Source organism: Pseudoalteromonas sp. J010 (assembly GCF_003934235.1).
Lineage (GTDB): Bacteria > Pseudomonadota > Gammaproteobacteria > Enterobacterales > Alteromonadaceae > Pseudoalteromonas > Pseudoalteromonas peptidolytica.
Genome location: NZ_RDBW01000023.1, coordinates 1 through 21,334 on the forward strand (window position 1 = coordinate 1; position 21,334 = coordinate 21,334).

At 41.6% G+C, this 21,334-nt stretch carries 16 protein-coding genes; 13 read left to right on the forward strand and 3 right to left on the reverse strand.

All coding sequences use genetic code 11. The annotated features are described in order from the left end of the window. Positions 1 to 219: 219 nt before the first annotated feature. The 13 genes from EAG18_RS13420 (at position 220) to EAG18_RS13480 (ending at position 18,326) form a co-directional block, all read left to right on the forward strand. The gene (locus EAG18_RS13420; RefSeq protein WP_125252891.1) at positions 220 to 597 is read left to right on the forward strand and encodes a hypothetical protein; all 378 of its coding nucleotides are present in this window, start codon (positions 220 to 222) and stop codon (positions 595 to 597) included. A 438-nt stretch (positions 598 to 1,035) separates the two neighbouring features. Next, complete coding sequence (locus tag EAG18_RS13425) at positions 1,036 to 2,310, forward strand: sugar MFS transporter (RefSeq protein WP_125252892.1); 1,275 nt, start codon at positions 1,036 to 1,038, stop codon at positions 2,308 to 2,310. A 360-nt stretch (positions 2,311 to 2,670) separates the two neighbouring features. Beyond that, positions 2,671 to 4,560 (forward strand): methyl-accepting chemotaxis protein, encoded by a 1,890-nt coding sequence (locus tag EAG18_RS13430; protein WP_125252893.1) that lies wholly within the window; start codon positions 2,671 to 2,673, stop codon positions 4,558 to 4,560. Positions 4,561 to 4,809: 249 nt separating this feature from the next. Next, positions 4,810 to 5,559, forward strand: coding sequence for a DUF3450 domain-containing protein (locus EAG18_RS13435; RefSeq protein ID WP_125252894.1), 750 nt, complete (start codon positions 4,810 to 4,812; stop codon positions 5,557 to 5,559). Positions 5,560 to 5,573: 14 nt separating this feature from the next. Continuing rightward, positions 5,574 to 6,941 carry a MotA/TolQ/ExbB proton channel family protein gene (locus EAG18_RS13440; RefSeq protein ID WP_125252895.1) on the forward strand — a complete coding sequence of 456 codons (1,368 nt, stop codon included), beginning with the start codon at positions 5,574 to 5,576 and terminating at the stop codon, positions 6,939 to 6,941. 2 nt (positions 6,942 to 6,943) lie between these two features. Continuing rightward, on the forward strand, positions 6,944 to 7,471 hold the full coding sequence (locus EAG18_RS13445; RefSeq protein WP_125252896.1) for a MotA/TolQ/ExbB proton channel family protein: 528 nt from the start codon (positions 6,944 to 6,946) through the stop codon (positions 7,469 to 7,471). Positions 7,472 to 7,493: 22 nt separating this feature from the next. Continuing rightward, positions 7,494 to 7,904: a biopolymer transporter ExbD gene (locus tag EAG18_RS13450; RefSeq protein WP_010378708.1), complete on the forward strand. Its 411-nt coding sequence runs from the start codon at positions 7,494 to 7,496 to the stop codon at positions 7,902 to 7,904. A 9-nt stretch (positions 7,905 to 7,913) separates the two neighbouring features. Then, complete coding sequence (locus EAG18_RS13455) at positions 7,914 to 8,519, forward strand: energy transducer TonB (RefSeq protein ID WP_125252897.1); 606 nt, start codon at positions 7,914 to 7,916, stop codon at positions 8,517 to 8,519. A 21-nt stretch (positions 8,520 to 8,540) separates the two neighbouring features. Further along, positions 8,541 to 9,851 (forward strand): hypothetical protein, encoded by a 1,311-nt coding sequence (locus EAG18_RS13460; RefSeq protein ID WP_125252898.1) that lies wholly within the window; start codon positions 8,541 to 8,543, stop codon positions 9,849 to 9,851. A gap of 190 nt (positions 9,852 to 10,041) precedes the next feature. Then, positions 10,042 to 11,700: a hypothetical protein gene (locus EAG18_RS13465; protein ID WP_125252899.1), complete on the forward strand. Its 1,659-nt coding sequence runs from the start codon at positions 10,042 to 10,044 to the stop codon at positions 11,698 to 11,700. Positions 11,701 to 11,777: 77 nt separating this feature from the next. After that, positions 11,778 to 14,465 (forward strand): TonB-dependent receptor, encoded by a 2,688-nt coding sequence (locus tag EAG18_RS13470; protein WP_125252900.1) that lies wholly within the window; start codon positions 11,778 to 11,780, stop codon positions 14,463 to 14,465. A 448-nt stretch (positions 14,466 to 14,913) separates the two neighbouring features. Next, entirely contained in the window at positions 14,914 to 16,029 is a 1,116-nt protein-coding gene (gene asd, locus EAG18_RS13475; RefSeq protein WP_125252901.1) for an aspartate-semialdehyde dehydrogenase, read from the forward strand. A gap of 308 nt (positions 16,030 to 16,337) precedes the next feature. Beyond that, positions 16,338 to 18,326: a methyl-accepting chemotaxis protein gene (locus EAG18_RS13480; RefSeq protein WP_125252902.1), complete on the forward strand. Its 1,989-nt coding sequence runs from the start codon at positions 16,338 to 16,340 to the stop codon at positions 18,324 to 18,326. A 22-nt stretch (positions 18,327 to 18,348) separates the two neighbouring features. Here the strand turns inward: EAG18_RS13480 and EAG18_RS13485 are convergent, their stop codons facing one another. From EAG18_RS13485 to EAG18_RS13495, 3 genes are all read right to left on the reverse strand, one after another. Continuing rightward, entirely contained in the window at positions 18,349 to 18,849 is a 501-nt protein-coding gene (locus EAG18_RS13485; RefSeq protein WP_125252903.1) for a DUF4240 domain-containing protein, read from the reverse strand. A 111-nt stretch (positions 18,850 to 18,960) separates the two neighbouring features. Then, positions 18,961 to 19,458 (reverse strand): acetolactate synthase small subunit, encoded by a 498-nt coding sequence (ilvN, locus tag EAG18_RS13490; RefSeq protein WP_125252904.1) that lies wholly within the window; start codon positions 19,456 to 19,458, stop codon positions 18,961 to 18,963. After that, on the reverse strand, positions 19,458 to 21,179 hold the full coding sequence (locus EAG18_RS13495; RefSeq protein ID WP_125252905.1) for an acetolactate synthase 3 large subunit: 1,722 nt from the start codon (positions 21,177 to 21,179) through the stop codon (positions 19,458 to 19,460). The genes ilvN and EAG18_RS13495 overlap by 1 nt, the downstream gene beginning before the upstream one ends. Positions 21,180 to 21,334: the final 155 nt, after the last annotated feature.

Sequence of the window (21,334 nt, forward strand, 5' to 3'; positions counted from 1 at the left end):
GTATTTACAGCGCGTTGTCGTGCGCGACAACCTGGTTTTAGTGTAGTATTTACAGCGCGTTGTCGTGCGCGACAACCTGGTTTTAGTGTAGAGATACGCTCGAGTGCTAAAAAATAACCTATCGATATACGCTTTTGACCAAAGTGATGCAAGTGCATTCATACGTTTTTACTTGACGTCCTCTGTTTGGATATTAATAGTAATGGGTGTCTGTTATTTTTGTGTCTTTATCAAGCTATTAATATTGCTGAAAAAATTGGCTCGGCTGCGAAGTTTATCGGGCCGGTTATGGCGTTAATCGGCGTAATCGTACAAATTAATGACGACATTCAACAAGAGAAACGCGCTGCAGACCTAGTAGCTGCTAGACGCGATATTAGGAAGAATTATCGGGAAATATTTCTTGAGTTGAAAATTGAGTTTGTTAAACGTATGGATGAGTTATCAACATCTTTCTATACGACTGAAATTCGGCATGTTTCTGAAGCATTGCAAGACTTACAGAGCACATCAGAAGCGAATATTGAACAGCGGCAACAAATTGAAAATGCGATATCTGAATTAAACAATCTGCGCGATAGATTGGTCCTTGGGTAGAATTACGAACCTATGACAGATATAACTTCAGCTCAGTTAGTCACTAAAGACATATTGAAAATAAGAGTTTTATTACGAATAACAGTCTTGGGTTCACAAGGAAATGCTTAACAAGGCGCTACTGTCGGACAAATTTTCCGCTGCGCTCCAGATTTTCCGCAGAGCGCGGCGTTAGGTGCACTTGGAGCAGCTCGCCATGATGAAGAAAAATTTGAAGGCTTTCCCCATAACAAACCAACGTGCTCACGTAAGTTATAGCAGTAGATAAAAACATACCACGGCACAATACGATCGCTTAGGTTATGAGCCACCTCTCTTCTATGACCCAGTAAGCTAGATTTAAAAGGCAGATAATAATAGGAACGTTCCAACAAATCACTTGTGACTTTCTTGTAACACTGTGTAGAATCAAAGTGAAAATAAACTGGAGTATCACTTGTGAGCGAATTAAATACAAAGCAAACCTTCGTCACAAGCGCGAACGCCGAGAATAACAATTATCGACTTCCGCTTATTGCAATGACAACACTATTCTTCTTATGGGGATTTATCACCGTATTAAATGATGTGCTTATTCCTAGATTGAAGGGAGTTTTTGACCTTAGTTATACTGAAGCCATGCTTATTCAATTTTGTTTTTTTAGTGCCTATTTTATAATCTCGTTACCAGCAGGGCATTTGGTAAAACGGTTCGGATATAAAAATGGAGTGATGACAGGGTTAATCGTCGCATCGCTCGGGTGCATGATGTTCTACCCCGCAGTGGTGGTCCATGAATATTGGATTTTCCTATCTGCATTATTTGTACTTGCATCAGGGATCACTATTTTGCAAGTGTCTGCAAACCCCTATGTGGCAGCTTTAGGCGATCCTAAGACAGCATCAAGTAGATTAAATCTTGCACAAGCACTTAATGCGTTAGGTACAACTGTTGGACCCATTGTTGGTGGCTTTTTATTATTTGGAACCGCAGGAACATTAACAGTGGAAGCCGCTGCAAACGCAGATTCTGTGAAGATCCCTTATTTAATTTTGGCCGCAGCGTTACTAAGCATTGCCATCGTATTTGCATTCCTAAAGCTGCCAATTATTGCAGAGCACACTGAAGCCGTAGATTGTAAAGCAAAAAACCACAAACTTATCCAAGCGCCACATCTTGTCATGGGCGTGTTTGCTATTTTTAGTTATGTAGGTGCTGAAGTTGCGATAGGTAGCTTTTTAGTAAATTATTTCGCACAGCCTGAAATAGCAGGGTTAAAGGAACATGCAGCAGCTAAGCTCATTGGTTATTACTGGGGCGGTGCAATGGTTGGACGTTTTATTGGTTCAGCGGTATTAAAAACAGTTGCCCCATCTAAAGCCGTAGCCTTTAATGCGGTGGTCATTATTTTGTTGCTTGCACTGACAATGAGTACACAAGGCAATATCGCAATGATTGCTGTATTAGCGATTGGTCTATTTAACTCAATTATGTTCCCAACGATTTTTTCTATGGCCATCGAAGGGCTTGGCTCATTGACCAGTAAAGGTTCTGGTTGGCTGTGTCTAGCGATAGTAGGGGGCGCAATTGTGCCTTTATTACAGGGCGTTGTCGCTGATAATTTCCACATTCAAATTAGCTTTATCGTACCTTTGATATTTTATGTCTACATCGCATGGTATGGTCTAAATGTTATCAAGCTCTCTCAGAAATGGCAGGCAAGACTAAATTAATATAACCTCGCCTAAATTTTTTAAGACCCCTTAACAATTAGGTTAAAGGTAAAGGTGAGCAGCGCTATGCTCACCTTTTTATTTTCCCCTCCAATCATCATAGTGACTGAATACGTATTCATAGCCGCAATTCTCGGCAACCTGTAGGAACGTTCCAAAAAATTATAATCGTTTTATGAATAGGCTAGATATCTGTTCTTAAATCTAAACTTAGCGAATTTACTGCCGATAAACGAAGACAAGTCTTAGGATTTTTGATAAAAATGGTGCTATCGGAATTAACTTTCCAATACCATAATAAACAACTAATTAGCTGCGCATACGCCTAATTACTAAAAGAACAAGTTCAACAGGATCATCATGTTTAAAGCGCTAAAGTTCACCACCAAAGTAACCGTAGCAGCCTCTCTTGTACTCGTAATTGTACTTGGCTTGTTTACTATCAACAATTTTTTGGTCATGCGAGATCAAACGCAAACTCGACTCACTCTGGTTTTGCAAGAGATCTCCAGTTCTGTTTCGCAGAATATCGCTAATTGGCTCAATAACAGGCTTGAAATCGTGGTGTCCATCGCCCAAGGGCATAAAGCTGATGACTCAATAGAACAAATAAGAAGAAGATTAAAAACTGCTGATGTCGCTGGGAACTTTAAAAACGTGTTTATCGGAACACCTGATGGTACGTTTGTGTTGGACGATCCAAGCATTCAACTTCCCGCTGATTTTGATGCCACCAGCCGCCCTTGGTATAAGGTCGCAGAACAAAAACAAGACACCGCTTTTACTGCCCCTTATATTGATGTAACRACAAATGAATTTACGATTTCAGCCGTGGTACCGGTTAAATTTCAAGGCCGCTTTGCTGGAGTCGCTGGCGGTGATATTGATATGTCAACTATCACAAAAATTATCAATGAAATTGACTTTTTAGGATTCGGCTACGGCTTTTTACTTGATAAAAGCGGAAAGATACTTAGTCACCCCAATGCCGAGCTGAATGACAAGCCGATGTCCGACTTGTTCGGCCAGAATTTACCGTTGAGTAGGGAGTTTACGGAGCTTGAAATAGACGGTACAGAAAAGATAGTGTCATTTGTAAAGATGAATGGCATTAAAAACGTTGACTGGTACCTTGGTGTTGTTATCAACAAAGAAATTGCTTATTCATCAGTGTCCTCTTTTAGAAATATGGCAGCTATCTATATGCTACTTGGTGTAATTGCTATTGTTGTGATGCTGCAACTATTGCTCAAGTACCTTATGCGCCCTATGTATAACCTAAACGCTGCCATCAAAGATATCGCTCAAGGTGAAGGCGACCTTACTCGCAGGCTGGTGATAGAAAATCAAGATGAGTTTGGCGAGCTATCTGATTATTTCAACCAATTTATCGATAAGATCCATGCTTCAATCACACAAGTTAAAAATACGACTGTGACACTTGAAAATGTAGTAAATAGTCTGGTAGCACAAACACAAGACACGTTATCTATGTATACTGATCAATCTAAACGAACTGACAGTGTTGCCACAGCTATAAACCAGCTTTCTTCAAGCGCACAAGAGATCTCAAGCAGCGCCACTCACGCATCTGAACTTGCGAGTAATGCCAACAAGCTCTCAGTTGAAAGCCAACATTCGCTTACTGAAAATATCGAAGAAATAGCCGCACTGACGCAAAAAATGTCACAAGCCCAAGCAACCTTAGATGGGTTAGACAAGCTATCAGGTAGCATAGGTCAAGTACTAGAAGTCATAAAAGGCGTAAGTGAGCAAACGAATTTACTTGCTCTTAATGCTGCTATTGAAGCTGCGAGGGCTGGAGAGGCAGGGCGTGGTTTTGCTGTAGTTGCTGACGAAGTAAGACAATTAGCGCAGCGTACCCAAGAATCAACACAAGAAATTGAAAGCACCATCGCGCAGTTACAACAAGGCTCATCATCCGCAGTTGCAGTAATGAAAGCAAGCCTCGAAGACTCCGCTCGAAGTGCCGAAAGGGCGAACGCTTCTGGTACGAAAATGCAAGAAGTAAGCAACTCGATTGATGCTATTGATGGTGTCAATCATGCGGTTGCTAGCGCTACCAATGAACAAAATACCGTGATCCAATCACTTGATAGCGATATTCATCACATAAGCGACTTAAGTATTCAAGGTAGTAACAACCTCACCGCAACACTCGACGAGTGTAAATCATTGAAAGCACAGTTTGATGAATTAGAACAAATGGTGCTCAAATTTAAGGTTTAAACAAGTTTACCCTAAGATGAAAAGCCGCTTAACATAAGCGGCTTTTTTATGATGTTTTTATTACAAACACAGCAATAAACATTCCATTAACAACATAAAGAAAATAAAAATCAGAAGCTTACACCTAAAGCGTCGAAATCATGACATCTGTAATAATTATGTATTAGTTGCGCAACATGGTTGTCATTTTCACTATTTAGACTGCCCGCAGTTTTTAAGTAACTAGCAATAATTTATAAGGTGTATGCGATGAAGTGCGTTAACCACTTGCTTATAGCAGGTATGCTAGCGACGGCCTCTGCCGGCGCAACAGAATTAGACCAAGCCATGAATAAAAGCATGGCAATTAATGGATCCGCATTAAAGTCACAGGAAAAGATCGATAATATTGCAGATGACATGCAATCTCGACTGCAAAAATTTAAAACTCTGAACAAAGAGATTGATGGCTTATCTGTTTATAACGCTCAGTTAGAAAAACAAATAACAAACCAACTTGAAGAAATGTCAGCGATTAATACGTCGATGGATCAAGTTTCGGTGATTGAGCGCCAGATCACGCCATTAATGATGCGCATGATCACAGGCTTGCAACAGTTCGTCGAATTAGACGTACCATTCCTTCCCAAAGAGCGTGCTGAACGTATCACTCAACTTAATAACCTGATGGATCGTGCAGATATTTCATCYAGTGAAAAGTTTCGTCGCGTATTAGAAGCTTATCAAGTTGAAGTAGATTACGGCCGAACAATCGAAGCATATACCGCGCTATTAGACGTGAATGGACAGGAGCGTGAGGTAGAGTTTCTGAGAATTGGTCGACTTGAACTACTTTACGTCACTAAAGATGGTAGCCAAGCGGGTTTCTGGAACAAAGACAGCCAAGCTTTTGAAACACTCCCAGATACCAACATTAGCCAAATTAATAAAGGCATTCGCATCGCACGTAAACAATTAGCACCAGACATGCTAACGCTTCCAGTTCAAGCTGCTGAGTAATAGGTGAGGCTATCATGAAATTCTTACAACAATTCACTAAACACGCTATTTTCGCAACAACACTTGCGTTGACCGCATCTGCGCATGCTGAGCAGGCATTAGATTTGGATTCACTGCTAAAAACCTTAGAGCAGGGTCAAACGGCACAAACAGCGCAAAACAAGCAACGTGAAGCTGACTTCAAAGCACAGCAAAACAACCAGATCCAAATGTTGAACACATTAACTGCAGAGCGCAACCAAGCGCTCGCAAAATCAGAGCGTCTAGAAACTAATTTTGAAGAAAACGAGATTAAACTGGCGAATCTAAGTGACACCCTTAGTAAGCGTATGGGAACGCTAAAAGAGCTATTTGGTGTACTTCAGCAAGTTGCTGGTGATAGTTCGAACAAGTTCGCAACATCTGTGGTATCAGCGGAAATTAAAGGTCGTGATGACTACATGACTGAGCTTGCTAAAAAAATGGGTTCAACGTCGCGCCTTGCATCAATCGAAGACATAGAAAAAGTCTGGTTTGAAATGCAGCGTGAAATGACTGAACAAGGTAAAGTATCGCGCTTTAATACCGAAGTGATTGTAGCCGGTGGTGCAAAACAGAATAGAGAAGTACTTCGTGTTGGTGCGTTTAACTTAATCGCTGACGGGAAATACCTAACTTACAACAATGATACACAAACCATTTCAGAACTGACTCGTCAGCCAGCCTCTCGCTTCACCTCAACAGCGGGTGAATTACAAGATGCGAAGACCGGTTCTGTCGATTTTGCCCTTGACCCAACAGGCGGTTCAATTCTCGGTCTACTAGTACAAGCGCCAAATACAGAAGAACAAGTACACCAAGGTGGCGCGGTAGGTTACGTTATTTTAGGTGTTGGTTTGTTAGCACTTCTTATTGCAATTGAGCGTTTTATATCCTTAATGTTAATGGGCTCAAAAATCAATCGTCAACTAAAAGATAGCGTTGCCCGTGACGACAACCCGTTAGGACGCGTGATGAAAGTAAAAGAGCAATACCCAGATGTTGCTTATGACACGCTAGAGCTAAAGCTTAGCGAAGCAATCCTTCGTGAAATGCCAAAGATCACACGTAACCTGACATTAATCAAAATTATTTCCGTCGTCGCGCCGCTACTTGGTCTACTAGGTACAGTGACAGGTATGATTAACACCTTCCAAGCAATTACCCTGTTTGGTACGGGCGACCCTAAACTCATGGCTGGTGGTATTTCTCAGGCACTCGTAACCACCGTACTTGGTCTGGTTGTCGCTATCCCAACGGTATTCCTTTATACCTTATTAAATACTCGTTCTCGTAACTTGCTGCTTATTCTGCAAGAGCAAAGTGCAGGGATCATTGCTGAGCGTAGTGAGAAAGGAGCGTAATCGTGGTTGTATTGCTTGATGCAATTAACGCTTTACGTGAATTCCTTGACACGGGTGGCCAGGTTCTCCTGGTCATCGGCTTCGTAACCTTCGCTATGTGGCTACTTATTCTAGAACGTTTTATGTTTGTGTTCGGAAAGTACAGAAGCTACAAAAACGATGTCCTACAAGCTTGGAACTCTCGCGATGAGCGTAACAGTTGGAACGCAGAGCAGATAAGGCAAGCCACTATCTCTCGCGTAGGGATCAAACTCAATGCCAACTTACCTTACATTAATGTCATGGTTGCGCTTTGTCCGTTATTAGGACTTCTTGGTACGGTAACCGGCATGATTGAAGTGTTTGATGTGATGGCTATTACAGGCTCAGGGAGTGCGCGCTCGATGGCATCTGGGGTATCAAAAGCGACTATCCCAACAATGGCGGGCATGGTTGGCGCACTTTCAGGTGTATTTGCATCCACCTATTTACAACGTAAAGCCAAACGTGAAGTTGAATTGTTAGAAGACAAACTGCTACTAGACCATTAGTTGGCAGTGTGAGGAAAGAATGATGAGAGCACCACTTGCAAAAGTATTCCAAGAAGAAGAAGCAGAAGAAATCAACATGACGCCTATGCTGGACGTCGTATTTATCATGCTTATCTTCTTCATTGTTACAGCTTCTTTCGTCAAAGAAGCAGGTATAGATGTAAATCGACCTGAAGCCGCTACTGCGGTGAAAAAGCAAAGAGCTAATATCTTAGTTGCAATTTCAGATACTGGTGAAATTTGGATCAACAAACGCCAAGTAGATATACGAGCAGTCCAAGCAAATATTGAACGCCTCAAAGCGGAAAATCCACAGGGTAGCGTGGTTATTCAAGCTGATAAAAAGGCAACGACTGACACGCTAATTAAAGTAATGGATGCATCACGCGCAGCTGGCGCATTTGATGTTTCAATTGCGGCACAGGAGTCATAGGAATATACCATGCGTTACTTAATTGCTTTAGTAATTGCGGGCATAGTTACCTTCTTTCTCTTCTTGGGTATGCAAGCGCTTATCCAAGGAGGGGAAGGCGCAATGACCGATCCTGTAAAAGGACAAGTGTTAGACTTTGTTCGCCTTAAAAAAGAAGAAACTGTCGAGAAGAAAGAGCGCAAACCACAAAAGCCGCCAACGCCAAAAGAGCCTCCACCGCCAATGGAAGCACCACAAACACAGAGTAACAATCTGGATACCAACGCAGGAAGCTTTGACTTTACTGCTAACGTCGATGCTGACGTAGATTTGGCAGGTGGTTTGGCGCTTGAGTCCAGTGATGGTGAATATCTGCCAATCGTGAAAGTTGCGCCGGTATATCCAAGACGTGCGTTATCACGCGGAATTGAGGGGTATGTGATTGTTGAGTTCATTGTAACTAAACAAGGCACTGTGAGAAACCCTGTTGTAGTAAGCGCTGAACCGGAATCAATCTTCGACCAAGCAGCGCTTGATGCGGCATTGAAATTTAAATACAAACCTCGCGTAGTTAACGGTGAACCAGTTGAAGTTGCGGGTGTTCAAAATAAGATTTCATTTCAAATTAATGGCTAACCGTCATTAAGGATTGCGATTATGAAAATGTTTAAAAAAATTACTTTATTAAGTGCATTATTTAGCACCGGGTTAATAATGCCAAGTCTCATTTCAGTCTTACCAAATGTTAATTTGGCAACGGCTTATGCAGACTCAGAAACGAAAACCAAGCGAGTGCCTGCATTACGCGAAAAAGTGTATAGCCAACTAGCTCGTGCGCAAAAACTCGCAGACGACGGTCAAGTAACTGAAGGCTTAGCAGCTCTTGATTCAGTCAAAGAGCGTGCATCCAGTATGAATAGTTATGAAGTTGCTATGATGCACAACTTTTATGGTTTTATTTACTACAACGAAAACCAGCTCGATAAAGCGATTGAGTCATTCCAAGCAGTCATTAAGCAAGAAGCTATTCCTGAGTCATTACGCCTTTCGACCACATTTAGTTTGGCTCAATTGGCAATGGCCAACAATGACTTCAATCTGACTCTAACGTTTCTTGACGAGTGGAGCGCAGCAACACCTCAAGCCCCTAAAAGCAACTTTTATATTTTAAAAGCACAAGCGCAATATCAGCTAAAAATGTATAATGATGCAATTGAAAATATTAACTCGGCTATTAATATTGTTGAGTCAGAGGGTGATTTACCAAAAGAGAACTGGCTAGTTTTACAACGTGCTATTTATTATTCACTTGGACAGCCTAAAAACGTTGTTAAGGTGCTAGAAAAAATGGTTAACCTTTATGATAAACCTCAATATTGGATCCAATTGGGTGGAATGTATGGGGAAGTAGGTGCAGATAAAAAACAGCTGGCTACATTTGAAACTGCGAAGCAACGAGGTTTCATTAAATCAAAATCTGACTATATGCAGCTTGCACAGGTATATTTAATGAACTCACTGCCTTATAAAGCCGCTGAAATATTAGATCAAGGAATAAAAGCAAAGGTTGTTGAGGATAATGCCAAAAATCTTACCTTTATCGCCGAAGCATTCGTACAAGCTAGGGAAGATAAAAAATCGCTTCCATATTTTATTGCTGCCACTGAGAAAGTTGAACATGGCAATTTAGATCAACGGCTTGCTGAGATCTATCTGAACCTTGAAAAATATGAAGAAGCGGCTGATTACGCACGTATGGCACTAAATAAGGGCGAGCTAAACTTTGAATCAAATGCTTACGTTGCACTTGGTATGGCACAATTTAATCTGCAAAATTTTGACGCATCCATATTAGCATTTGAACAAGCTGAAAAGCATAAAAAATCAGCAAATTTAGCCAAGCAATGGATTAAATATGTTAAAAGAGAAAAAGTTAATGCTGAGACATTAAAACAATCATTATTATAATATTTTATAATCGCAACACCAAAGCCGCCTTCGGGCGGTTTTTTTATTTATAAAGTTCCATTTTTATTTATGAAGATTTAATTACAAGCAATTGGTGTAATCTTCATGTAATAAAACACCATTAATTTAGTCACATCATTTAAAAACAGTAAAAAAATAATTTTTTAAAGTCTACTACTTGGAGTTAGCAATGGAACTAAAAAACCTCTTCAGAGTCTCTGCAATCGTCGCTGCTATGGCATTAACTGGTTGTGGTGGTGACATCGAAGTTACGCCTACGGTAAACGATAACAGCGTTAATAATTCAAATAACACCAGCAACAATGGCGGCGAAACACCTCCTCCGGTAGCAGAAAACCCATGTACAGCACGTACTGTGGGCAGTACTGAAGTTCAAGGTCAATTCCAAGCACCTCACTGTGTATACGGTACCGACTTTGCATCTAAATCGTTAGAAATAGAATCTGATATTTCATTTGCAAAACTTGAAAATGGTGGTGCACATGTATTTAAAGGTGCACTACTAATTGGTAAAGATTGTAATACCGCAACAAGCTGTACTATTTCAGAAACTGGTCCAACACTTGAAATAAAGCCGGGCGCGGTAATGGCATTCACATCAGGTGAATCTGTCGTGCGTATTGCTCGTGGTGCAAAAATTAACGCCGTTGGCACAGCTGCGGATCCTATTCGCTTTACTTCAGCCGCTGAATTTGAAGCGTTTGACCTGGCAGGAATTGGTCCACAGTTCGCTGACTGGGGTGGGATCATGGTAAATGGTTTTGGTATTACTAACGAATGTACAGATGCAGAGCGCAACGCTAATTTATGTAACGCTGACTCTGAAGGTGTAACCAGCTACTACGGTGGTAACAATAATGCAGATAGTAGTGGTCAAATCAAATATGCCCACATTTGGTATGCAGGTTCAGGCCCTCGTGATGGTGGCCCTGGAGACGACTTGAACTCGCTAACGCTAAACGCTGTAGGCTCAGGTTCTAGCTTTGAATTTTTGCATATTCACCAAGGCTTTGACGATGGTATCGAATTCTTCGGTGGTGCTGCGAGCATCAAAAACATCGTCATAACTGATACGCAAGACGACGCGGTAGACGTAGACGCTGGTTGGCAAGGTAAAGGTCAGTTTATCTTAGTGAAGCACGGTACTATCGAAACTAAACGTGATGTTACTTATGCAGATGACGACGGTAATCCAGTACTTCTACCAGCTGGTACGGTAGGTTTCATGGGTAACAACGGCTTTGAAACTGACGGTGAGAAGGCATCAGGTGCCGATTATAGCCAGGCACCAGCTTCAACACTAAACTTTGCAAATGTAACTGTAATTACTACAGATGGTAACTCTATTCGAGATGATGACGAGTCTCAAGGCATGAAGTTTGACGACGCTATCCGTGGCATGTATTACAACGCACTAATTGTTAAAGCAGAAGCATCGAACGGGACTGAATGTTTAGAGTTTAAAGATGGTGACGCAGCTGCAAATGCTGAAGCTGATACGCTAAATTATGACAGCTCGGTACTTGCTTGTGCAGCAAACTTTAAAAACGGCTCCGATCCACTTCCTGCAGGTGAAGGTAAGGAAGATTGGTTTGTAAATGGTGGTGTAAATCAAATTCTTAATGGTGCGCAAGATGTGTTGGCTGCTGATGGTTTCTCAACAAATTCGAGCTCAACAGCAATCACCGTGGATGCGAATAACCTAAGTGGATTAAATGACGCTTTCTTCACAACAGTCGATTACATTGGTGCAGTATCAGATACAGACACTTCATCTGAATGGTATCAATGGGCTAAGAAAGCAATTGAGGCTTCAAACGCAGACTAATTATCAGTAATGACCTTAGTTATTACAATTAAGGCGCAGTCATTGCGCCTTTTTTATGATTTTTGGCAGGATTGCATATGGATACTCAAATGAAATTTAAAAAAGTTGCTTTAGCCATAAGTGCGGCAGTTACTGTTGCAACTTCTCTACCTAGTGTGGCGGAAGAAGAACAGGCAATTGAGGAAGTTGTTGCTGTAGGTACTCGTTTGCAAGGCAGTGCTGCAGCAGTAATCGAAGAGCGTAAAAACCAAGCGTTCGTTGCAGATATTTTAGGTGCAGAACAGCTTTCTCGTACCGGCGACAGTGATGCGGCATCAGCACTTCGTCGTGTGACAGGTCTGACACTCGTTGACGGCAAATTTATTTATGTTCGTGGTCTAGGCGAGCGTTATTCTAGTGCACGATTAAATGGTGCCGCTGTACCAAGCCCGGATCTAACTAGAAACGTTATTCCGTTGGATATATTTCCCGCTAGCATTATTGAAAGCCTAGCGGTGCAAAAAGCGTATTCACCTTCAATGCCAGCTGCATTTGGTGGCGGTAACATAGATATTCGTACCAAGTCGGTTCCGTCGGAGTTCACAGCTGGAATAGAATTGGGAATTGGACAAAATATTAATTCCGATAAGGGCTACACCTTTAGTGGAACCGCTGAGGGAATACCACAAGTACTGCAAGATGCTGTAGTAAGGTATCGTGGTAACTTTGACATCGGAGAAGTCGTAGACAAAAACGGCTTTAAGGATCAAGACGGACTCACTCGCGCAGACCAAGCAATAGACATCATAAAAGGCTTTGTTACGTCTCTTCCTCGCGATATTGAAGTGAAAAATGAGTCACTTGATCCCAACTTTGATGTAAAAGCAAACATTGGTAATAGCTTCCAAGAAGATTGGTTTGGTGGCACCGTAGGCTTTATGCTAGCCGGCTCTTACGATAATGACTGGAATTATAGCGACCGAACTACCGGTGTAATTGACGATAGCCTATCCGAAAACTGTACTTCAAAACTTGAAACCGCAGAAGATACTACAAACTCTTGTTATGTCACCCTCAAGGCGTCTGAAGTGACGACTGAGACTGAGCGTATGAATGGTGTACTTAATCTGGGTTATCGCCTCGATCAGCATAACATTTCATATTCTAAGATATATTTAGAAGATAATGAGCGTGAATCTGACCTCTCGGTTTTACAAAGCCCAAATGGTAGTACTGTAAGAACCATTGCAGGGACTGGTGCAGCGCAGCGCTCCCACCAGTTTAATTACGAAGAACGCACGTTAGACATTGATCAAGTGGTCGGCCAACACACCTTCTTGGACTACTGGGGACTAGGTGTAGACTGGCAATACACCGAATCAAAAGCACAGACAGATATTCCAACAGATATCGATTTTAAATTTATCGATAACTACAACGATGATGGAAGCTATAAAAATTCTATTGTAACTGGTGATGATAACCGCGTAACTTACGCGTTTACTGACATGGAAGACAATGTCAAATCGTACAGCGGAAACGTAACTTTACCATTAACCTTTGACGGTATAGAGATAACCCTTAAAGGTGGATATGACTTTATGGATCGTGCTCGTGTTTATAACACCAGCAATTTCGTTGTAAATAACAAAAGCGGGATTTCTATTCCGGTTAATTTTGACAGCTCAGAAATTAACTCGATTACTAGTTACCTAGATAGTGAGTTTATAGACAACAACACCTTCTTATTAACGTTTAACGAACCTCAAGCACCTGCTGCTGACGATTATATTGCAGCTCAAAAAATAGATGCAGGTTACGGCGAATTTGATATTTTCTTTGATAACACTTGGCGGATCAGTGGTGGTATTCGTTATGAAGACTTTAAGCAGGTGTCACTTGCGACATCAAGTTTAATCTTCGATAGAGTCACCATGGAAACCATTTACGACGAAGAGCGTATTCTGGCAGGAACAGTAAACGAAGATAATTTCTTTAATGCTTTATCACTTACTTACCTGTCGGATGGTAACTATCAGATACGTTTTGGTTATGGTGAGACTACCGTTCGTCCTGATTTACGTGAGCTTGTACCTGTTGCTTACTATGATCCATTAACTGACATCCGTACTTTTGGTGTTGCAGGTCTTAAAAGTAGTGATTTAAAGAACTATGATGCCCGTTTTGAATATTATATGGATAATGGCGACAACTTTTCTGTGGCGGCATTCTATAAAGATATTACCGCACCAATCGAGACCATCCTACGCGTCGGTGATGAAGATTACACCGCCACCTTCGTAAACGGTGAGGAAGGCGAAGTATATGGTATCGAAGCGGAGTGGCTATATGACTTATCAGGTGTCGCCAGTGGCTTTTTCACTTCAGGTAACATCACTTTAAGTGACTCAGAAGTATCCATTGATCCGGCGCGAGCAGGAAACTTGACCAACCCAACCAAACGTATGACTGGGCACTCAGAGTACGTAGTCAATATGCAGCTAAACTATGACTCTGCAGATGGCCAGCATAGTGGTTCATTGGTATACAATGTGTTTGGCGAGCGTATTTTGGCTTCAGGTATTGGTGGTCGTGATGATGCGTATGAGCAACCATTCCATTCACTAGACCTTGTTTACACTTGGTATCCCGACTTTAACTCAAAGGTTAAGTTTAAGGTGAAGAACCTATTGAACGAAGACCAAGAAGTCACTCAGTCTGATGTTGTCGTTCGACAAAAAGACGTTGGAACTTCAATTAGCTTGAGTTATAGCTACGAATTCTAGAAGAAAACTAAACTTACCAATCTAGCCAAGGTTTTTCCTTGGCTTTTTTTGATCTTTATCAAGATTTCTAAATTTTTTCTATTCTTCATCGTTATTTCATAGACTTGATTCTGTAACTTTGTGTATAGTTGGTCTATATACTATAAATATATCCAAATACTTCAGTAAGTTACTATGCTGTTAATATAGTTGTAACAGATAATTAGTAAAATTACTTAAGCGCTTTAAAAACAAAACTATAACTTATTTTGTACCGAGTTCTCATTAACGCTGATGCGTTTAATTAGGACAACCTTTACATGTTGTATCCAAACCCCGCTTTGCGGGGTTTTTTATTCTCAAATATTCACCATTTGTAGCTAGTCCAACTTAAATTCTTTTGCTATGGTAGCCATCTAGACATACGACTCACGCAATAAACCGTATAAACATTATAAAGGCATATAACATGAAAAAAGTAGGACTCGTCGGCTGGCGTGGAATGGTTGGCTCCGTGCTTATGGAGCGTATGCAGCAAGAAAATGACTTCGACAACATAGAAGCGCACTTTTTTACTACCTCTCAAGCAGGTCAACTGGGACCAGTGGTCAATGGGGCTGGCGATCCAAAGCCCCTCAAAGATGCAAGTGATCTAGACGCACTCGCGCAGATGGATGTAATCATCTCCTGTCAGGGAGGGGACTATACCAAATCAGTTTACTACACATTGCGTGAGCAAGGCTGGGATGGGTATTGGATAGATGCAGCGTCAGCGCTGAGAATGGAACAAGACAGTATCATTGTACTTGATCCAGTTAACAAAGATGTTATCCAACAGGGGTTAGAACAAGGTGTTAAAACCTTTGTTGGCGGTAACTGTACAGTGTCACTTATGCTATTAGCGTTAGGTGGACTGTTTGAGCAAGATCTCATTGAATGGGTAAGCCCGATGACCTACCAAGCCGCATCCGGAGCTGGCGCGAGGAACATGCGTGAATTAATCACGCAAATGGGAGAGATACACAGTAGCGTTAAGACGCAGCTTGACGACCCAAGCTCTGCCATTTTGGAAATTGATAAGATTGTTGCGGATAAAATCAAAGACGACTCATTACCAAAAGATCAATTTGGAGTACCGCTTGCTGGTAGCTTAATTCCTTGGATAGACGTTCCAATGGAGTCTGGTCAAAGTAAGGAAGAGTGGAAAGCACAAGTTGAGGCAAACAAGATCCTAGGCTCATCTAAGCAACCAATTCCTATCGATGGCTTGTGCGTTCGGATAGGCGCGATGCGCTGTCACTCACAAGCACTGACGATTAAACTGCGAGAAAATCGCACCGTCGATGAAATTGAAGCTATCTTGGCTGAACATAATGAGTGGGTTAGGGTAATTCCAAACGAACGCGATATCACAGCCAAAGAACTGACACCTGTAAATGTTACCGGTACGCTAGATATTCCAATAGGAAGAATAAGAAAGCTAAGCATGGGTGAAAAATATATCAGCGCATTCACCGTAGGTGACCAATTGCTGTGGGGCGCAGCTGAGCCACTACGCAGAATGTTGAGAATTATTACCGGATAACGTTTTCGTCACTGAAAAACGCGTTAACCAGATTATTACTGCTTTGTCTTGATACTTACTCAACTTGAGTAAGTATCAAGACGCTAGTTACTGCCTGCACAACTTTTATATCGTTATCCGTCCCCACTTACCATTCTTAGTGATTATCCACAGCACAGCTTTAAACTGCATTCCTTACCTAAATCGCGCCCTGAAGCAATAATTCCTTTACGATGTTGGTCACAAAATGTCTCACCCTTGTAATGATGGTCTATAGTTACCCTGAATAAACAGTAATCTGCGCTCACAACACGGAGAAATGAAAGGGTATGTTAAACAGATTCTCAATTATGCAGCTCACCTTGATAAGCTCTGTATCTCTACTCAGTTTGCTTGTGCTTTTAGTCGGGAAAAATGTATTTAACAATTTTACTCAGTATGCCAATGCCGAAAGAGATATTAAATATGTCACCCTATTAGATGCTATGGAAAAGGTAGCTCATCAGCATGCCGTTGAGCGGGGCCTTAGCGCAGGTTACCTTGGTAATCCGAGCGCTCAAAATAAGAAAAAAGTTGATGAGCAACGGGTCATTGCTGACCAATCAATCGAGACACTAAAGTCGGTGAGTAACACATTGCTGAAAAATGATAAGAGTGTTCACAAATGGCTTCCATATATCTTCGAAGTAGAAAAGAACAAACGACAAATACGCTCGGAAATAGATCGTCAAAATGGGACAAATGCGTTTGACTACTACAGCAAATTGAATCAAGTAGCACTTAACACAGCTGGCCGGATCCAGTCTTATGTTTCGGATAGAACATTGTCTTCAGATTTATCCATTGCATTTTTGATTGCTCAAAGTAAAGAAAGGCTTGGGCAAATAAGGGGGAAAGTAAATGGTGTTTTAGCAAAAAAGGCGATGTCAAACACAGTTAAGGGCGACATCGGCTATTTTCGTACGCAGTTAAAAATGTCATTACATCAACTTGAAACGGCACTCGAAGGAACCCAGCTAGACAATATTCAAGATTTTTTAACAGATCCAGCTGCGATTGAGTTCAACAGAATACTAGATCAACTTGAAAATCAACAACCGCTTGATTTTCAAACTTTACCTTCCAGCGCTCAGTGGTTTAGCAGTGCAACACAGAGAATTACTCAGCTAAAAAGTAAACTAGACAACGTATGGGCCGAAACGATTCACGATAGCCAACAAAATAAAGCTGATATTGCGTTTGAAAGCATCATAATTTTCAGCCTGTTCATTGTTGTACTCACCGTCATTGCGCTCGTTAATTTGCATTTAATCCGTTCACTTCGCTCAGAACTTTCGAAGTTAACCACAATACTTAAACGTGTTGCGGAAGAGGGCGATCTCACTTTGGACATGCGATTGAACACCCGAGATGAGCTAGGTCAGATTTCAGAGTCCATTTATAACACCATTTTTGCGTTCAAAGATCTTATGGTTGGATTGGCAAAGTCCGTTGAGGTTGGCACACACCTTGGAGAAAAAATGCACACAGCGGCATCGAATGTTAACGAGGACGCGCAAAAAACGCAGGAAATGGCCTCTAGCATTGCTGTAGCAATTGAAGAGATGGCGACTACTAGCCAAGAGATTGCTAAGTTAGCTCAGGAAACACTCGATGCCAGCGACCAATTAAATAGTGAGTCTGCGCAATTATTAGCGGACAACCAAAAGAATTTAGAAACGATGCAAACTTTATCAAACAGCATGAATGATGTTGATGTAATGGCTGCAAGCATGGAAAAGCAAGTGTCTGAAATTAATACCATTCTTRACTCTATTCGTAGTGTCGCGGAGCAAACCAATTTGCTTGCATTAAACGCCGCAATTGAAGCTGCTAGAGCTGGAGAACACGGAAGAGGATTTGCAGTGGTTGCAGATGAGGTTAGGGGGCTTGCTAACAACAGTAAGCAATCATCAGAGCAAATATCAACATTACTGATCAGCTTGTTTGAAATTAGTCAAAACGTCGTACAGTCAATCAGAGACAATACTCGCCTTACACAAAATACCATGACCGAAGTGGAAGAGACCCGACAAGTATCTCTGCGAGTAAATGAGCATAGTTCTCATGTTGAAAAACTTACCATGTCCGTTGCAACAGCAGCTTCACAGCAGTCTGAAGTGGCAAATGATATTTCGCAAAATACGGCTGCCGTGCTTGAAGCTGCTAATCATGAATTAGATACCTCAAAAGCATTAAACACACTCTTTAAAGACATGAAGCTCAATAGTGACACATTACAACGAACAATGGATGTATTTAAAATCGATAAAAATTAATCAAACACGGTTTCTTAGCTGTTTAACCGAGCCAATATCGGTTAAACAGCTGAGGAAGTTCGGCTTTAAGTAATTTGGGCTTATTCTTAAACTTTTTGCCCTGCGGGGGAAAGTTCACCACACTATGATAAGGCAGTTCTTCTTGGCTTTTCTCTTCATATAGTAGTCCAGCCACGAGATCTAACTCATCGATAAATGGGTAAGGTAAGTCATCCTTAGTTGCAATAGCAAATTTATTAGCAAGCTCATCAGGCTCTGTAATAAGAATACTTATCGCTTCAGACCCGCGACTAATGATCCAGTTACAAAAATCTAAAAAATCGTATTCGCTATTACAGCCAGCAATTACATAGGCAACTTTCCAATTATCCCAATGCCACAAAGCCCTGAGTTCTTTTGTATATATACCATCAAACTGCGCAAGTTCCTCGCAGCTAAGCGCTGATAAACGTGTTTTTAAATAGTCACAATCTTGTGTATTATTAGGGGCGGTAACTAGCTCCCAGAAGCGGTCAAGTTCCATGTGTTTCATCTAAAGCGTACAAAGCGGCGATTATAGCCAGTAACCTGCGCTGAGTAAACGAACGCAGGCGTCGAGTTTTCATATACACCAGCCTACGTCACTTGAATATGACTAGCCTTTCAGTGCCTTATCACCGCGACCAATACCAACAGCACCTGAACGTACCAATTCGATAATATCGCTTTCGTGGCGCAGTAAATCTAGGAAGGATTCAAGACGCTCAGCAGAGCTTACCATCTGCAATAAGTAACTCTGCTTGCCCATGTCTATAATACTGGCTTGAAAAACCTCAGCAACGCGGTTGATAGCAGCCCGAGTTACCTCATCTCTGGCGTATACTTTTACTAATAATAACTCTCTTTCGATATGCTGCATATCCGTTAGGTCAATCACCTTGAGCACATCCACCAGTTTATTAACTTGTTTTGTAATTTGCTCAACAATACGGTCATCACCTTGAGTAGTGATAGTAATACGTGACAACGTTTTATCTGCGGTGGTGCCTACAGTCAAGCTATCTATGTTGTATGCACGCTGAGAAAACAATCCCACAATACGAGAAAGCGCGCCAGGCTCGTTCTCTAATAAAATCGATAGTATTCTTCTCATTATGCTTTTACTCCTTTTTTTAACCACATCTCGTCTATTGCACCTTGCTTGATTTGCATCGGATATACATGCTCAGACTCATCGACCAAAATATCTAAAAATACGAGCCTATCTTTAATTGACATTGCTTTTTCTAGCGCAGAATCAAGCTGCTCAGGTGTGTCTACTCTAATGCCAATATGCCCATAACTCTCGGCGAGCGCGACAAAATCTGGAAGCGATTCCATATATGAGCTTGCATGACGCCCTTCATACATCATGTCTTGCCACTGACGCACCATGCCAAGCGATCGATTGTTGAGCGAAATGACTTTAACTGCCAGACCATACTGCAAGCAGGTAGATAGCTCTTGAATATTCATTTGGATGGAACCGTCTCCGGTCACGCACAACACTTCACTGTTCGGAAATGCCATTTTAACGCCCATTGCAGCAGGTAGTCCGAACCCCATTGTGCCCAAGCCCCCTGAGTTAATCCATTGCCGTGGTGCTTTAAAAGGATAGTACTGAGCTGCAAACATTTGGTGCTGACCTACATCAGAGCAAACATAAGCCTCTCCGTGCGTTAATTGATAAAGTTTTTCGATAACGGTTTGCGGTTTTATTTTGTCTACACCAGGAGTGAAAGCCAAACAATTTTGCGAGCGCCAGTTGGTGATACATTGCCACCAGTCTTCTTGAGCAGCTCTATCTATTCGTTTTTCGCATTTTTCAATACCCCTTAAAAGTTGATCCATAACTGTGTCCAAGCAGCCTACAACTGGTATATGTGCCGCAATAGTCTTAGAAATAGACGTTGGATCAACATCTACATGGACAATCTTTGCATTGGGGCAGAATTTTTTGACGTTATTGGTCACTCTATCGTCAAATCGCGCACCAAGTGCCAAAATAACGTCTGCGTTTGCCATCGCTTTATTTGCTTCTAAACTACCATGCATACCCAACATACCAATAAAATTTGGGTGTTCGCCGCTTATTCCGCCAAGACCCATTAACGTATTTGTGATTGGTGCATTGAGTTTTTCAACCAGCTCGGTCAGTTTTTCAGAAGTATTAGAAAGTATAATACCGCCACCAGAATATATAACTAGGCGTTTTGCYTCTATGATTGCTTCTACGGCTTTTCGGATCTGTTTGGAATGCCCCTTTACACTCGGATTATATGTGCGCATATCAATATCTTGAGGCATAACAAAATCAAAACTCAAAGCAGGATTCAAAATGTCCTTTGGAAGTTCAACAACTACTGGCCCGGGTCTTCCTGAACTCGCTAAATAGAATGCTTTTGCCAACACTTCTGGAATATCAATGGCATCCCGACAGTTGAAGCTATGTTTAACGATAGGGCGTGAACAACCAACAATGTCTGTTTCCTGAAAGGCATCGTCGCCAATGAGATTTGATGGAACTTGTCCTGACAATACCACCATTGGGATTGAGTCCATATAAGCTGTGGCAATACCGGTAATGCAGTTTGTTGCCCCAGGACCACTAGTGGCTAACACTACGCCAACTTCACCTGTGGCTCTTGCATAGCCATCTGCCATATGTGTAGCAGCCTGCTCATGTCTCACTAGTATATGTTCAATTTCAGATTGCTGAAAAAGTGCATCGTAAAGATCCAATACTGAACCGCCAGGGTAACCAAATATGTATTTAACCTTTAATGCGCTCAACGCTTTAACTACCAACTCTGAGCCGTTATATTGCTCTGCCATTACCTCATTCCTCGTCGATTGTGCTACCTGATACTAATTCTTTTAAACAAAAAAAGCCCCGCTGATTGCGGGGCTTGTATATTTCTTTCAATTAATAGCTCCCCGCTGAACTCTAAGAAGAGACCAGTACCACCACGAGAACGATTACTTGAAAA